Source organism: Acinetobacter sp. YH16053, from assembly GCF_013417035.1.
In the GTDB taxonomy this organism is placed as follows: Bacteria; Pseudomonadota; Gammaproteobacteria; order Pseudomonadales; family Moraxellaceae; genus Acinetobacter; species Acinetobacter towneri.
In genome coordinates this window covers 22,672-35,947 of record NZ_VPEP01000015.1, presented here as the reverse complement: position 1 = coordinate 35,947, position 13,276 = coordinate 22,672, and the positions used below count along the sequence as shown (strand labels likewise).

The 13,276-nt window shown below is 42.9% G+C and carries 16 protein-coding genes; 14 read left to right on the top strand and 2 right to left on the bottom strand.

What is annotated here, in order from left to right; genetic code table 11:
• The first annotated feature begins 956 nt into the window (after positions 1-956).
• The 4 genes from dapA to FTV43_RS11020 all read left to right on the top strand — a co-directional run bounded on the left by dapA (position 957) and on the right by FTV43_RS11020 (position 3,797).
• Positions 957-1,856, top strand: coding sequence for a 4-hydroxy-tetrahydrodipicolinate synthase (gene dapA, locus FTV43_RS11035; protein ID WP_131261232.1), 900 nt, complete (start codon positions 957-959; stop codon positions 1,854-1,856).
• 14 nt (positions 1,857-1,870) lie between these two features.
• Positions 1,871-2,470, top strand: coding sequence for a hypothetical protein (locus FTV43_RS11030; protein WP_026438344.1), 600 nt, complete (start codon positions 1,871-1,873; stop codon positions 2,468-2,470).
• Positions 2,471-2,505: 35 nt separating this feature from the next.
• Positions 2,506-3,225: a phosphoribosylaminoimidazolesuccinocarboxamide synthase gene (gene purC, locus FTV43_RS11025; protein WP_004974116.1), complete on the top strand. Its 720-nt coding sequence runs from the start codon at positions 2,506-2,508 to the stop codon at positions 3,223-3,225.
• 359 nt (positions 3,226-3,584) lie between these two features.
• A complete protein-coding gene (locus FTV43_RS11020; RefSeq protein WP_004974113.1) occupies positions 3,585-3,797 on the top strand; it encodes a cold-shock protein in 213 nt (70 codons plus the stop codon).
• Positions 3,798-3,911: 114 nt separating this feature from the next.
• Here the strand turns inward: FTV43_RS11020 and FTV43_RS11015 are convergent, their stop codons facing one another.
• Both FTV43_RS11015 and FTV43_RS11010 read right to left on the bottom strand, forming a co-directional pair.
• Positions 3,912-5,180, bottom strand: coding sequence for a replication-associated recombination protein A (locus FTV43_RS11015; protein WP_179995466.1), 1,269 nt, complete (start codon positions 5,178-5,180; stop codon positions 3,912-3,914).
• A gap of 117 nt (positions 5,181-5,297) precedes the next feature.
• Positions 5,298-5,750, bottom strand: coding sequence for a YcgN family cysteine cluster protein (locus FTV43_RS11010; protein WP_136144131.1), 453 nt, complete (start codon positions 5,748-5,750; stop codon positions 5,298-5,300).
• Between the two features lie 191 nt (positions 5,751-5,941).
• Here FTV43_RS11010 and FTV43_RS11005 point away from each other — a divergent pair, with 191 nt between their 5' ends.
• The 10 genes from FTV43_RS11005 (at position 5,942) to FTV43_RS10960 (ending at position 13,251) form a co-directional block, all read left to right on the top strand.
• Entirely contained in the window at positions 5,942-6,100 is a 159-nt protein-coding gene (locus FTV43_RS11005) for a DUF1328 domain-containing protein (RefSeq protein WP_004974108.1), read from the top strand.
• 207 nt (positions 6,101-6,307) lie between these two features.
• Positions 6,308-7,048 (top strand): dienelactone hydrolase family protein, encoded by a 741-nt coding sequence (locus tag FTV43_RS11000; RefSeq protein WP_154320161.1) that lies wholly within the window; start codon positions 6,308-6,310, stop codon positions 7,046-7,048.
• 69 nt (positions 7,049-7,117) lie between these two features.
• Positions 7,118-7,480 carry an HIT family protein gene (locus FTV43_RS10995; protein WP_070155794.1) on the top strand — a complete coding sequence of 121 codons (363 nt, stop codon included), beginning with the start codon at positions 7,118-7,120 and terminating at the stop codon, positions 7,478-7,480.
• A 136-nt stretch (positions 7,481-7,616) separates the two neighbouring features.
• Complete coding sequence (gene mutY, locus FTV43_RS10990; RefSeq protein WP_131261235.1) at positions 7,617-8,651, top strand: A/G-specific adenine glycosylase; 1,035 nt, start codon at positions 7,617-7,619, stop codon at positions 8,649-8,651.
• A 60-nt stretch (positions 8,652-8,711) separates the two neighbouring features.
• Positions 8,712-9,251 carry a M23 family metallopeptidase gene (locus FTV43_RS10985; RefSeq protein WP_131261236.1) on the top strand — a complete coding sequence of 180 codons (540 nt, stop codon included), beginning with the start codon at positions 8,712-8,714 and terminating at the stop codon, positions 9,249-9,251.
• An 18-nt stretch (positions 9,252-9,269) separates the two neighbouring features.
• Complete coding sequence (locus tag FTV43_RS10980; protein ID WP_104852758.1) at positions 9,270-9,515, top strand: hypothetical protein; 246 nt, start codon at positions 9,270-9,272, stop codon at positions 9,513-9,515.
• 52 nt (positions 9,516-9,567) lie between these two features.
• Positions 9,568-10,131, top strand: coding sequence for a DNA-3-methyladenine glycosylase I (locus FTV43_RS10975; RefSeq protein WP_104852759.1), 564 nt, complete (start codon positions 9,568-9,570; stop codon positions 10,129-10,131).
• 94 nt (positions 10,132-10,225) lie between these two features.
• A complete protein-coding gene (locus tag FTV43_RS10970; protein WP_004974093.1) occupies positions 10,226-11,248 on the top strand; it encodes an NAD(P)-dependent alcohol dehydrogenase in 1,023 nt (340 codons plus the stop codon).
• A gap of 552 nt (positions 11,249-11,800) precedes the next feature.
• Positions 11,801-12,505: an FKBP-type peptidyl-prolyl cis-trans isomerase gene (locus FTV43_RS10965; RefSeq protein WP_004974091.1), complete on the top strand. Its 705-nt coding sequence runs from the start codon at positions 11,801-11,803 to the stop codon at positions 12,503-12,505.
• Positions 12,506-12,561: 56 nt separating this feature from the next.
• Positions 12,562-13,251: an FKBP-type peptidyl-prolyl cis-trans isomerase gene (locus tag FTV43_RS10960; protein ID WP_004974089.1), complete on the top strand. Its 690-nt coding sequence runs from the start codon at positions 12,562-12,564 to the stop codon at positions 13,249-13,251.
• Positions 13,252-13,276 lie beyond the last annotated feature (25 nt).

Below are 13,276 nucleotides of genomic sequence, written 5' to 3'. Positions count from 1 at the left end.
TGCGCAGTTTTAAACTGCAGCAATAGCTATCAATAAGTGTTAGACCAAAGTGAATTTTTTCAGATCAGCGCAAACGTGTTGCGCAGCATGTAGAAAAAAACATAGCGAAAAAAACAATAAATCTGGCAAATTACACGCTATTTTCCCGCTTAAAGCAGTAAATTCAGCGCAAGATTTCTCACCATTTAAGAAGTCAGCGACAACATAGGTAGACTTAAAAGCTATTATTCTTAAGAATCAAAAATCAAAATATCCCGATTAAAACAGTCAGATATAAGAGCTATAAGGTCTGAATTGAGCGTTTTTTTATATAAATATCTAGGGTCTGTTGACAATTCATCTATGTTTGCGACGTGAGAGATATATCTCGCAAGATTTTTTAGCTGATATAAGGCATGAGACAGGAAATTTAGTCATTCTAAATGACTGGCACATAACGCAATAGCAGCAAAAAATATGCTCGCCCCCTTGCGCAGCAAACAAAGCAGCGCTTTGTTCTTGCTCATGTGGCTAAAACTTTCTCAGATTGCGTTATGAAACTTGGCAATAGTCTCGCTATTCCCTGCGTTTCATGCCTGATCTGCTCAGTTTTAGCCTACAGCGCAAGCCATTTATGAAATGTCAACAGACCCTATATTCAGCGTTGTATTTCAAACTTGAGGCTAAAAAAGTGCTGATGAGGGTTGCGCCATACCAATGAAAATTTGGGTACAAAGGAGATGGTTATTATTTTTTTATTTTGAACAACAAGCTGCTGATCCTAAAATACTAAATTAAACAAAGTTTATGATTGCTTTGACGAAAGCATATTGTTCTGACACACTGAATCAGTCATAATTTGGCTAAGCATTATTTAATCAATTTGATTGAATTTTGACCCAAATCAAAATACTGCAACCATCCACATCTACCTTTTCTACACCTCTGTGGATGGAAAAATAGGATCTTTTTAAAAAATGACTCAGCAAGCACAGACCATTCAAGGCTCAATTGTCGCAATTGTCACCCCAATGTTAGAAGATGGCAGCGTAGATTGGAAAGGTCTCGAGAAGCTCGTTGAGTGGCACATAGAACAAGGTACCAACAGTATTGTTGCTGTAGGTACAACTGGTGAAGCATCGACCTTAAGTATGGAAGAGCACACCAAAGTGATCGCAGAAATTATTCGCGTCGCAAATAAGCGTATTCCTGTCATTGCTGGTACTGGTGCAAACTCAACGCATGAAGCCATCGAACTGACCAAAGAAGCACAACAATTGGGCGCAGATGCGGCCTTATTGGTAACGCCTTATTATAATAAGCCAACTCAGGAAGGTTTATACCAGCACTATAAAGCAATTGCAGAAGCAGTTGATTTACCTATCATTTTATATAATGTACCGGGTCGTACTGGTGTAGATATGTCAAATGAAACGGTCATCCGTCTTGCAGACATCCCAAATATTGTGGGCGTAAAAGATGCAACGGGCGATGTGCCACGTGGTCAGCAATTATTGGCTGGCTTAACAGGCAAAAACATGGTGGTGTATTCAGGCGATGACGCTACGGCATATCAATTGATGCTGCACGGTGCAAAAGGCAATATTTCTGTAACTGCCAATGTTGCACCAAAAGCCATGAGCCAAGTTTGCGCGGCTGCAATCGCAGGTGATGCTGCAGGTGCAGAGCAACAAAACAGTGCGATTGCAAATTTACACAATATTCTATTTTGTGAATCGAACCCAATTCCTGTGAAATGGGCACTTCATGAAATGGGATTAATTGGTACAGGAATTCGCCTGCCATTAACTCCGCTTGCAGAACAATATCGTGCACCGTTACGCGAAGCCCTTCAGGCTGCGGGTGTCATTCAATAAAAGAGCTTAGTATGATGCAATTACGTTTTGGTTTTATCGCCGCACTTTCAGTATTGAGTTTGGCTGGTTGTAGTTCTCTTGCCATCAACAATGGTTCATTGGACTATAAAGACGCCGCTACTTTAGCACCACTTCAATATCCAGAAGGTTCTGTGGTTCGACCTGCAACACCGTTGTATCCTGCACCAAGCGTTGACCCTTTAGCAACGGCAAATGCACCTAAGCTTGAAAATGCACGTGGCAACCGTTTTGCGATGCCACGTCCTGAAGCCATGCAAGCCAGCAGCAACACAGTTCAAGACAGTACGCAAATTGGACGTCCTCAACCCGTAGTTGACGGAAACCAAAATCCGTTGCTCAAAATTGATGGAAATTCTGCTACAATTTGGCAATACACACTTGCCACCCTCAGCAGTCTGAATTACAGCATTGTTGGTCAAAGTAAGAACCGTTACGAGGCAACCATTAAGGTCGATCAACAGATTTATGTCTTAAGATTGACCTCTGTCGGTTCGAGCAACAACCTAGCTGTATTCAATGCCGATAACAGCTTTGCAGATCAAGAAAAAGCTGCAGATCTGTTGGCCCAGATTTACCAAAATTGGCCAGCCTAGCCGTACTAGGCATTTTTTTTGAAAAAGGTTCCCTCATGTTAAAACAAACCTTGCTCTATACTGGTAAAGCAAAATCTGTTTATACCACAGACAGTGCAGACCACCTGATTTTAGTCTTTCGTGATGATGCCTCTGCGTTCAATGGCGAAAAAATCGAACAACTAGATCGTAAAGGTAAGGTGAACAACCGTTTTAACGCCTTTATCATGGAAAAATTGGCTGAAGCGGGTATCGAAACTCACTTTGAAAAACTACTTACACCAAACGAAGTATTGGTGAAAAAGTTAGACATGATTCCTGTAGAGTGCGTTATTCGTAACTACGCTGCAGGTTCACTCTGCCGTCGTTTAGGTGTAGAAGAAGGTAAAGAACTGACCCCACCTACATTTGAATTGTTCTTTAAAGATGACGCTCTTGGCGACCCAATGGTAAACGAATCTCAAGCGATTGCTTTAGGTTGGGCCAATGCTGAACAATTGGCAAAAATGAAAGAATTAACTTACCAAGTCAACGATGTATTAAAAGCATTGTTTGATGCAGGTAACATGATTTTGGTCGACTTCAAACTTGAGTTTGGTGTATTCCACGACCGTATTGTGTTGGGTGATGAGTTCTCTCCAGACGGTTGCCGTTTATGGGACAAAGACACCAAGAAGAAACTCGACAAAGACCGTTTCCGTCAAGGTTTAGGCGGTGTGGTTGAAGCTTATGAAGAAGTTGCTGCACGTTTAGGCATCGACTTAGACAATATCTAATTCAAGCTTTTCAATTTTAAAAGCTGAATTCCCAAAACCGAGCAACATTGCTCGGTTTTTTGTATTTTGCTGTAGACCAAACAGGGTTTACAAACCAAATCTTTGAAAAAATCGCCCCATCCACAATGCCCAGTCTGTCTGCCTATTTTTAAATTTATCTGAATTTAAATTGTGTATTCTGCAATTCCGTGTATGCTTGTTGTCATACTAGAAAAATATGAAGTTCGTTTTAATCGTCTAAGTCCGTAGTTTTATTTTGTAATCCTTCGTTTGTTCAGATTTTAAGTCGCATCTTTTTCCCAGTTATTCCAAATCTTTTTTAGATTGCAACATATTAAAATTCAGCAGGATATTTCCCTATGTCAAATCCGACAATGAAAGGCACGGTAAAGTGGTTTAACGAAACTAAAGGTTTTGGTTTTATTCAACCAGAATCTGGTCCAGATGTGTTTGCGCATTTCAGCGAAATCGCACACTCAGGCTTCAAGACTTTACACGAAGGTCAGCAAGTTGAATTCAGCATTGCGCAAGGTCAAAAAGGCCCGAATGCTGTAAACATCAAACCGCTTTAAACCTTTGAATGCAGCACTCAAGGCTGCAAACAAATCTAAAAAAGCTCAAGTTGATTCTTGAGCTTTTTTTATGCCAATACTTTTACAAATATCTTTTCAGCTATACCAAATCGCTTAGGATTGAGTCTGCTGCCAACGACGTTGTTGTAAACGCTCACCTTCCACTTCACGTTTATTACGTGCCGACTCATACAACTTTGTGCCTTTCAGTTCAGGCGGCAAATAGTTCTGTAGCACAAAATGCTCTGGGTAATTGTGCGGATACAAATAATCTACGCCATAGCCTTGTTCTTTCATCAGTTTGGTCGGTGCATTACGCAAATGCAGTGGCACAGGTAAGTTGGCGGTTTTTTCAGCCAAATCCATGGCTTTATTAATTGCCAAATAAGTACTGTTACTTTTGGCACTGGTTGCCAAATATACTGCACATTGTCCTAAAATAATCCGCGCTTCGGGCATACCCAGCACTTGTACCGAGCGGAAACACTCGCCTGCCAATAACAAGGCATTCGGATTTGAATTGCCAATATCTTCCGAAGCAGCAATCAACATGCGACGCGCAATAAAGCTCGGGTCTTCACCGCCTTTGAGCATGCGCGCCATCCAATACAATGCAGCATCGGGGTCACTGCCACGAATTGACTTAATAAAAGCCGATACCAAATCATAATGTTGCTCGCCTGACTTGTCATAACGGGCAATGTTTTGTTGCGCAACCTTGACCACAATCGCGTTGGTGATGATATTTTCCACCTCGGGTTCAAAGGTGCTTGCCACCAAGTCCAGTAGGTTTAAAGCCTTGCGTGCATCACCTGCAGCAAACTGAATCAGAGCATCAAATTCTTCAATCTGAATATAACGGTCTTTTAAGAATTGATCTTGCTGAATGGCTTGAGTAAGCAAAGTCTGAATCGAATCGGCATCTAAAGCCTTTAAGGTATAGACCTGACAACGTGAAAGCAGCGCACTATTGACTTCAAAAGATGGATTTTCCGTGGTCGCACCAATTAAGGTGATTTTGCCCTTTTCCACCGCATTTAATAAGGCATCTTGCTGCGACTTATTAAAGCGATGAATTTCATCAATAAACACCACTGGTGTGAGCAAATCGCCGCCTTCGGCAATAATTTCACGCAGCTCTTTGACCCCAGTATTCAAGGCAGAAAGGCTGATAAAAGGACGATCTACCGCCTGCGCCAACAGCAAAGCGATGGTGGTTTTCCCCACCCCTGGTGGCCCCCAGAAAATAATTGAAGGCAAATGCCCCTGATCAATCATTTGGCGTAACGGCGCTTGCTCACCTAAAAGATGATCTTGACCAATAATTTGCGATAAATCGCGTGGACGCAAACGCTCAGGCAGTGGAATATGACTCTCTGACATCTTGTTATTTCTATACTTGACTTCAACCTAGTCTACTATGATCTCAAGCTTTGGAGTATTTCTAATCGTACCGATTTATCGCTAAAACACGATTCAAAGTTTATTCTGCAGTATGAATTAACGCACCCAACGCACCACATAATCTTCTATATCTTCTTCTGCAACATCCAGTTCTGAAATACAACGCCCTGCCGCAGATTTTTTGGCTTTAATCACACTTTGGCGTGAGCCCGTATTTAAGTAATGCCAAGATGGCAAATTTTTGCCCTGTTTTAAACGACGATAGGCACAACTTGGCGGCAACCAGTGAATTTTTTCTAGTTTTTCGGGGGTAAGTTGAATGCAATCGGGCACAAAGTCAAAGCGATTGGCATAATCTGAACAACGTGCTGTGTTACAGTCCAGTAACTTGCACGCCACTTTGGTATAGGCCACTTCTTGCGTGTCTTCATCTTCTAGTTTGACCAAACAGCATAAACCGCAACCATCGCACAAGGCTTCCCATTCCGCAGTATTTAAGGCATTCAGCGGATAGTTTTTCCAAAATTCAGGTCGTAATTGATCAGACATAGCGCACAGAAAATAACAAAACTGCGTCATTATAACAGCCTTGTTTCAACTTGTTGCTTTTGTTTAGTCTTTAAATGAATCAAACACTTAACTCAAACAACTGAACATTTAATACACAAAAACAAAACAGTGTGCTGCGTTCAGCTCCCTATACTAAATTCAGAAGCTATAAAAACACATGGAGAACAATTATGTTTCGTTGGGCTATAATCTTCGCAGTGATTGCGTTAATCGCGAGTTTACTTGGTTTTGGTGGTGTCGCAGGTTTATCCAAAGACTTTGCCATTATTTTATTGGTGATTGCTGTGATTTTGGCAATTGTTGGTTTCCTCTCTCGCGGAAAAATCTAGTGACCTCGTCTATAAATTCCTAAAAATCAGATAAAAAAGAAGGATTTTTCCTTCTTTTTTTATGTCCGCTTTTTACGCAACAAATGCCAATTTGGCTATTTTAAAAATATTTTCTCACATTTATAGGCAGTATTTACCCTGTTTTTAAAAATGCGTGCCATATTATTATGCTTTAATCATGGCATTGAAAACGATAAGGAATAAGGCATGGCTTTAGCAATCAAAACTCGCGAAATTGAATATACGGCTGCAGATGGCAGCAAACTGATCGGTTATTTTGCTGCACCAGAAACAGCACAAGCTGTCGCGGGGGTGATTGTCGCACCTGAATGGTGGGGACGTAACGAATACACCGAACAACGCGCGCGTGAATTGGCTGAACATGGTTTTGCAGCCTTAGCGATTGATATGTATGGCGATAAAAAAGTCACCACCACCGCAGCCCAAGCCAATGAATGGATGATGCAAACTTTTGCAGATGCTGACACAATTGTGACTCGTGCGTCTGCAGCTTTGGACACTTTAGCTGCCCAACCTGAAGTAAATCGCGATAAACTCGCTGCAATTGGTTTCTGTTATGGCGGCAAAGTCGTTCTGGATTTGGCTCGTTCTGGCGCAGCATTAAAAGCAGTGGTGACCTTCCACGCCAACCTCAGCCCGAAAGCCCCTGCACAACAAGGTCAGGTACAAGCCGAGATTTTGGTGTTGCATGGTGAACTGGACAGCATGGTGACTTTAGACGACGTCGCAAGTTTCCGTGAAGAAATGCACGCGGCTCAAGTAGAGCATGAAGTGATTATTTTTGAAGATGCCAAACACGGCTTTAGTAACCCTCAAGCTGATGAACGTGCCAAAGCCAATGGGGTCGATTTAGGCTATAACGCATCGGCAGAGCAACAAGGTTTAGCTACCATGTATGAAGTGCTAGATCGTCGTTTAGCAGATTAATCTGCTGTTCACATTACGCAGCATATACTCAACGCAAGCCAAGAAAATTTTAAAGAAGAGGATATAACAATGACTGAGCAATGCCCTTATTGCAATTTTGATGATTATGATGTTTTGGCAAAAAATGAATTTGGGGTAATTTTGCCTGAACCCAATGCCCTGTCTAAAGGACATTGCGTGATCATTCCGCTACGTCACGTCGGCTCTTTTTTTGACATTACAGACAAAGAACGTAAAAGTTTATTGTCTTTATTAGAATTGGCGCGCAATGAGTTGCAATTGCGTCATCAACCTGCAGGTTTCCATGTGGGTTTTAATGATGGCGATGTGTTTGATGCTAAATCTGAGCATTTACACATCCACATTATTCCACGCTATGAAGGTCAGACCTTAAAATTGGATAACCGTTGGGGTATGAGCGGTCAAATTTAAACCACGACTCGTTTTATCCCAAACCAAGTGAAACCAAACCTAAAGAAGAAGATGCACGCTCATCTTCTTTTTTTATGCACGTAATTCCCACGCCAGTTTGGCTATACTAAGCCGCTACTTTACAAACTGGGTTCGCATGACTGCTTTTTCATTTTCCGATGCTCTCCTCACGTGGTTCGATCAACACGGACGCCATGACCTGCCGTGGCAAGTCGCCGATGATCCCTATGCGGTGTGGGTGTCTGAAATCATGCTGCAACAAACTCAGGTCAAAACCGTATTGCAATATTTTGAGCGTTTTTTGCAGCGCTTTCCGACAGTGCAAGATTTAGGACGTGCAACTTGGGATGAAGTTGCACCGTATTGGGCAGGTTTAGGCTATTACGCCCGCGCCCGCAACTTGCATAAAGCCGCAGCCATTGTGGCACAGCAAGGACATTTTCCAAGTACGCTCGAACAGTGGATGGCTTTGCCGGGCATTGGTCGCTCTACGGGTGGTGCCATGATGTCGCTGGGTTTACGCCAATACGGCGTCATTATGGATGGCAACGTCAAACGGGTTTTAGCACGTTTTTTTGCTATTGAAGATGATTTATCCAAACCTGTACATGAACGTGCCATGTGGCAACTGGCAGAACAGCTCTGCCCCGAAGTGCGTAATCACGACTATACGCAGGCTATTATGGATTTGGGCGCCACAATTTGTACCCCCAAAAAACCACTGTGCTTATATTGCCCAATGCAACAACACTGCAAAGCACATCAACAAGGTTTAGAGCAGGAATTGCCCTTTAAAAAACCGAAAAAAGCCGTACCCGTTAAATCTGCACAGGTCTTAGTACTGCAATGCGCAGATCAGTGGTTATGGCAACAACGTCCCAATACAGGACTTTGGGGTGGACTATGGTGTTTGCCTGTCATTGAAGATGCACAGGCTTTTGAGCAACTGTGTCAAAGCTTGAGCCTTAAACAGGTACAGCAACGCGCACAGATTTCACATAGCTTTACCCATTTCACTTGGCAGCTTGAAGCACTGTGTTTTCAGGTCGATGCTGATCTACAAGAACACTTGGCAATAGAACTGAATGCAGATTGGTATAGTCCGCAACAAGCCAGCGATTTGGGCATTCCGACGGCCATGAAAAAATTGATCTCGGCAATCAATCTGTGACATAGTCAAGCATCGTGATGAATGAAATCTTTGCTTTCACTGCCATTACAAGGATGTCTTATGTTTCGATGGATTGCTGTTTTAAGCCTGTCACTCTTTACCTTATTGATTGCGGCCTGTAGTTCTGCACCGAAACGTCCTAGTACCCCACTCCCGCCTGCCTTGGTGCAAAAACTCAATCAAATGAGTTTAAAAACTCGCTTGCCCATTCCTGTGCAGGGCATTAAAGCGCATCAGTTGAATGACACTTGGGGTGCATCTCGTAGTAGCGGACGTTTGCATGAAGGCATTGATATTCTTGCCGCCAAAGGCAGCAAAGTGTATAGCGCTACAGAAGGTTTAATTGCAGACTTACGCGATAATCGCTTAGGTGGTAAAGTAATTTGGATATTAGGGCCTGCAGGCACTTGGCATTACTATGCACACTTGGATGGACATAAACGCGGTTTAAACGTGGGCGATTATGTCAAGGCAGGAACGCATATTGGCTATGTCGGCAATACAGGCAACGCCCGACACACTGCCGCACATTTGCATTACGGACTTTATTTAAATGGTAAAGGACGCGGTGCGGTCAATCCTTATCCTTATTTACGTTAATTTTGTTAGGAACATTTCATGTCTGAAGCCTTGATAAATCGATTGGTGGAATTTGCAGAATCTGGCAATCAACAAAAAATTGTATTGGCAGGACAAGTCCATCAAGGCTGGGTCATGGAAATTACTGAAGATGCCCTGCTCATCAGCACAGGCTATTCAGATAAAGTTGGTAAAGACAACTGGATTTCCTTTCACGATCTGCAACAGGCAGAACTATATTATTGGGATAACCAACATGACCAATGGGCAGCATTTCAGCTTTAAGCCTGTCCCATTCACATCTATTCAGCTATCTATTCAACAAGGAGCATGACCCATGACGATACAACGCTGTGGCTGGTGTTCCGATGATCCGCTCTATATTGCCTATCATGATTTAGAATGGGGACAAGCTGTATTTGCCGAAGTGCATTTATTTGAAATGCTGTGTTTAGAGGGACAGCAAGCAGGCTTGTCTTGGATTACTGTATTAAAAAAACGTGAAGCGTATCGTCAGCATTTTTTTCAATACAGCATTGCTGAAATTGCCGCCTTCAGTGATGATGATATTGCGCTCAAATTACAAGATGCTGGATTGATTCGACATCGAGGTAAATTACAAGCAATTCGTGACAACGCACGTGCATGGCAAAAACTAAAAGACGCCGATATAAACGTCGTGACATGGCTTTGGGGTTTTGTTGCACAGCAACCTATTAGGAATGATGTACCTGACTATCGTCTTGCGCCTGCACAAACCGACGCTAGTGTTGCCATGTCGAAAGCCCTAAAGAAAAATGGTTTTAAATTTGTAGGCCCGACCACCTGCTATGCTTTTATGCAAGCTGTAGGCATGGTCGATGATCATGAAAATCACTGTCACTTTAAAACAACATCTTAAAGCAACATCCAAGCTTTAGTATTCAAAACTGCTCAACCCATAATAGCAAGATCACCAATCAATACAGTCAGCCTTATGACAAGGACGGTGCAATATGAGTAATACCATTCGAGCCTATGCCGCAATGCAGGCAGGTGAAGCCCTGCAAGCCTATCAATTTGATGCGGGTGAACTGCAGGCGCATCAGGTAGAAGTCAAAGTCGAATATTGTGGCTTATGCCATTCCGATCTTTCAGTCATTCAAAATGACTGGCATTCCTCAGTATATCCTGTGGTGGCAGGACATGAAATTATTGGCACGATTACTCAATTGGGCAGTGAAGCCAAAGGTTTAACCGTGGGGCAACGTGTAGGCATTGGCTGGACTGCAGACAGTTGCCAACACTGCGATGCCTGTATTGCAGGCGAACAAGTGCTGTGCAGCAATGGCACCACCGCAACCATTGTGGGACATGCAGGTGGTTTTGCCGATAAAGTCCGTGCAGGTTGGCAGTGGGTCATTCCATTACCCGATGAGGTCGATCCTGTCAGTGCAGGGCCTTTGCTCTGTGGTGGAATTACCGTATTTGATCCGATCTTGAAACATCAAATTCAGGCAGTACATCATGTTGCGGTGATTGGTATTGGTGGCTTGGGGCATATCGCCATCAAATTATTAAAAGCATGGGGCTGTGAAATTACGGCGTTCAGTTCCAATCCAGACAAAACCGCAGAATTACTGGCTATGGGTGCAGACCATGTAGTGAACAGCCGTGATGCTGCTGCCCTTAAAACCCAGCGTGGCAAGTTTGACCTGATTTTAAGTACGGTAAACGTAAGCTTGGACTGGAATGCTTATTTAAGTACGCTTGCACCACATGGCACTATTCACATGCTAGGTGTAGCGCTAGAACCCATGCAAATTAAGGCGGGCAGCTTAATTGGCGGTGCAAAATCGGTTACTGGTTCATCGACAGGTTCGCCTGCAGCGCTGCGTCAATTACTACAATTTGCCGCACGCAAACAGATTGCCCCACAGGTGGAAGTTTTTCCGATGTCACAAATCAATCAGGCAATTGAACATTTGCATCAGGGCAAGGCACGCTATCGGGTGGTGTTAAAGGCCGACTTTGACTGACTTTTAAGATAAGTCATGATAGTCAAATATATTTCTATCTTTATTTAGGTAAAACCGCTCATCTAAAAACCTAGATCACATGAGGATACTCGGAAGTATCATCCACAACCTGCGTAGCATTAGACCATTATTGTTTCTGCGAAATAATGAATGAGATACAAGAATTAAACAGGTTTTGTGGATGACAATGGTTTTGCCCACTTTTGCCGAAACAAAAGTGGGTCGAACCGAAGGTTAATCCTATTATTGGACAACAACCCATCAGGACGCTGTCTTGATCATTTATGCGATTACAATAAAAATTTACCTACAGCCCAAACGCAATCTGACTTTTCTTAAATGACCCACATCTAGTCCTGAATTGATAAGATTTATGTATAAAAAATGTTTTAGATATTCAGTCTGTTATAGAATAAACTGCGTAAGCAGCATATATTAAAAAGTTGAATCGACACAGGCTGCAAAGCCACGTGCCAAACTAGAAAAGTCTGTGAAAAAGTCTGCTAAGATGAATGCTGCTTTTTTAACTATAAAATGAATTTGAGAAAACCTATGAGTAAAGCCTTACCCATCGCTGTTGCTGTAATTTTAGGCGGTGCTGCACTTGTTCCTGTTTATTATGCCTCTCAAAACCCAGCAGTGGCGACCTCTAAAGCGTCGGCAAATGCTTCTGCGGTTGAAAAAATCAGCTACGCTTTGGGTTATGAAGTGGCACATCAAACCCCACCAGAGCTAGACATCAACAGCTTTGTAACAGGTGTGCGTGAAGGTCATGCGCGTAAACAACCTGCCTACACCGAAGAAGAATTACAAAAAGCCTATGAGCAATTCCAGCAAGAGTTGCAACAAAAACAAGCCACTCAAGCGCAAGCTGCACAAACAGCCAGTGATTCATTCTTAACTGAAAATGGCAAAAAAGCAGGCGTACAAACCACAGCTTCTGGCTTGCAATATCAAGTGATTAAAGAAGGCACAGGCAAACAGCCAACGGCAAGCTCTGTGGTCAAAGTGCACTACACGGGTAAACTGGTCGATGGCAAAGTATTTGACAGCTCGGTACAACGTGGTGAGCCAATTGAATTCCCACTGAATCAAGTCATTCCGGGCTGGACTGAAGGTTTACAGCTCATGAAGGAAGGCGGTAAAGCTACGCTGTATATTCCATCGAAACTGGGCTACGGCGAACAAGGTGTACCAGGCATGATTCCTGCCAACAGCACCTTAATTTTTGATGTTGAACTGATTGAAGTGAAATAACAACATCACCCTTTCAGGAGAGCTTGGCTCTCCTGTATGGTCTTAGGACGAAAAGAATGAAAAAACACCTTGCCCTTGTGTGTATCGCACTGCTCAGCAGTGGCAGTTTTGCCAAAACCGTGACCAATAAAAGTCCTGTTGCAGATCAGGTCGGTTATAGCTTTGGTTATTTAATGGGGCGCAGCAATGCGGAAACCTTAAAAGATATTGATCTCGAAGCCTTCATTGCTGGCTTAAAAATGGCAACACAAGACCAAGCCGCCAGTTTAAGCGATGAAGAAATGGCACGAGTGCTGACTCAATTCAAAAAGCAAGCCGAAGCCAAACAACTGATTGAGCTTAAAAAAGTAGCCGATAGCAATGCTAAAATTGGGCAAGCCTTTTTAAACAATAATGCCAAAAAGGCAGGGGTCAAAGTCACCAAGTCTGGCTTGCAATATCAAGTCTTACAGGCAGGTACGGGCAAATCACCCAAAGCCACCTCTACCGTTAAAGTCCATTATGAAGGTCGTTTAATTGATGGTACGGTATTTGACAGTTCTATCGCCCGCGATCAAGCTGCAGAATTTCAGGTCAGCCAAGTCATTCAAGGTTGGACTGAAGGCTTACAACTCATGAAAGTTGGTGCCAAATATCGCTTCTTTATTCCTGCTGCTCTAGCCTACGGTCAAATTGGCTCAGGCGATGCAATTGAGCCAAACAGCACGCTTATTTTTGATGTGGAACTTTTAGAAATTGTAAAATAATCCAAAGCCGCATCATCTTTAAACA

Excerpts from the sequence above, each read along its gene's own strand:
- dapA (WP_131261232.1), top strand. The coding sequence starts at position 957 with ATGACTCAGCAAGCACAGACCATTCAAGGCTCAATTGTCGCAATTGTC.
- FTV43_RS11030 (WP_026438344.1), top strand. The coding sequence starts at position 1,871 with ATGCAATTACGTTTTGGTTTTATCGCCGCACTTTCAGTATTGAGTTTG.
- purC (WP_004974116.1), top strand. The coding sequence starts at position 2,506 with ATGTTAAAACAAACCTTGCTCTATACTGGTAAAGCAAAATCTGTTTAT.
- FTV43_RS11020 (WP_004974113.1), top strand. The coding sequence starts at position 3,585 with ATGTCAAATCCGACAATGAAAGGCACGGTAAAGTGGTTTAACGAAACT.
- FTV43_RS11015 (WP_179995466.1), bottom strand. The coding sequence starts at position 5,180 with ATGTCAGAGAGTCATATTCCACTGCCTGAGCGTTTGCGTCCACGCGAT.
- FTV43_RS11010 (WP_136144131.1), bottom strand. The coding sequence starts at position 5,750 with ATGTCTGATCAATTACGACCTGAATTTTGGAAAAACTATCCGCTGAAT.
- FTV43_RS11005 (WP_004974108.1), top strand. The coding sequence starts at position 5,942 with ATGTTTCGTTGGGCTATAATCTTCGCAGTGATTGCGTTAATCGCGAGT.
- FTV43_RS11000 (WP_154320161.1), top strand. The coding sequence starts at position 6,308 with ATGGCTTTAGCAATCAAAACTCGCGAAATTGAATATACGGCTGCAGAT.
- FTV43_RS10995 (WP_070155794.1), top strand. The coding sequence starts at position 7,118 with ATGACTGAGCAATGCCCTTATTGCAATTTTGATGATTATGATGTTTTG.
- mutY (WP_131261235.1), top strand. The coding sequence starts at position 7,617 with ATGACTGCTTTTTCATTTTCCGATGCTCTCCTCACGTGGTTCGATCAA.
- FTV43_RS10985 (WP_131261236.1), top strand. The coding sequence starts at position 8,712 with ATGTTTCGATGGATTGCTGTTTTAAGCCTGTCACTCTTTACCTTATTG.
- FTV43_RS10980 (WP_104852758.1), top strand. The coding sequence starts at position 9,270 with ATGTCTGAAGCCTTGATAAATCGATTGGTGGAATTTGCAGAATCTGGC.
- FTV43_RS10975 (WP_104852759.1), top strand. The coding sequence starts at position 9,568 with ATGACGATACAACGCTGTGGCTGGTGTTCCGATGATCCGCTCTATATT.
- FTV43_RS10970 (WP_004974093.1), top strand. The coding sequence starts at position 10,226 with ATGAGTAATACCATTCGAGCCTATGCCGCAATGCAGGCAGGTGAAGCC.
- FTV43_RS10965 (WP_004974091.1), top strand. The coding sequence starts at position 11,801 with ATGAGTAAAGCCTTACCCATCGCTGTTGCTGTAATTTTAGGCGGTGCT.
- FTV43_RS10960 (WP_004974089.1), top strand. The coding sequence starts at position 12,562 with ATGAAAAAACACCTTGCCCTTGTGTGTATCGCACTGCTCAGCAGTGGC.